This is a genomic window from Pseudoalteromonas sp. P1-9, from assembly GCF_001399975.1.
GTDB lineage: Bacteria > Pseudomonadota > Gammaproteobacteria > Enterobacterales > Alteromonadaceae > Pseudoalteromonas.
Genome location: NZ_LKBD01000108.1, coordinates 1 through 950, shown reverse-complemented (window position 1 = coordinate 950; position 950 = coordinate 1). Strand labels below are relative to the sequence as shown.

Below are 950 nucleotides of genomic sequence, written 5' to 3'. Positions count from 1 at the left end.
ACTCGCTCTAATTCGAGTTCAAGATTATGGCTTAAAGTTAGGCAAGGATCAGTGTGTTTAACTTGACAGTGGGAGTCATACCAACGCCCTGTTAAGGGGCTGATTAATGTTTGGCTAAAATGTGTAGCGGAGCGAAACTGAGCCAAACGTTAGCAGTCCCGCACTTAAACAGCTTGTTATGCGTAATTTTTGACGTACTTTGTCATTGCTATTTCCGAGACTGACAAACCGTCGATTCTATATTGATCTTTGAACTCCCCAACAACGTCGAACCCTGCTTTTAGGTAGAGGTTCTTTGCTGGGAAATTCTCTGATAATACACAAAGATCAAGCCAGTCAATTTCGACTTTTTCTTGGCAGAAATTTATAACCGCATCAATGAGTCGTTGACCAATACCTTGCTTCCGACAGGAAACATCTACGCCCATACCGAGTAGAACGCGATGAGAACGGTTTTCATCACCGTGGTGGCGAAGATCAATGTGACCTTTGATACTTCCAGAGGTGTCTTTTACAACCCAAAGCTTTCTCCAACCTAAGTCGCCAAAGTGATGGGAAAAGCCTTTGATAAACTTATCTTTTGTTGCTTCTGGAATTTCACTTTGCTCTCTAGACACTGGCTGAAAAATAGGAATTTCTCCATTACCATTTTCAGACAGCTGATTTTCAAGATACGCAAAGAATGAATCTAAATCCGATTTTTCAGCTTCTACTACTTCCATCTGATACTCCATCGATTACGCATAACAATTTAATAGTGCGCAAATCGCGCATTTTTCTGATTTGCAACCGCGCACTTTTCTGAATGGGTTAGTTTTAACAAAGTTGATAACTAGTTGCCAGTATTATTAAAAATACATGTGTGATCTTCCCCTAAGCAACTAGACATCTTTTATTTTGAAAATGAAGTAAGATGGAAGGTGTTATGAGAAATAAATATCCACAAGAAT

General features: G+C 39.6%; 1 protein-coding gene. It reads right to left on the bottom strand.

Annotated elements, in window-relative coordinates:
- Window positions 1-176: 176 nt before the first annotated feature.
- On the bottom strand, window positions 177-722 hold the full coding sequence (locus AN214_RS21730; protein ID WP_054981614.1) for a GNAT family N-acetyltransferase: 546 nt from the start codon (window positions 720-722) through the stop codon (window positions 177-179).
- Between the last annotated feature and the right edge of the window lie 228 nt (window positions 723-950).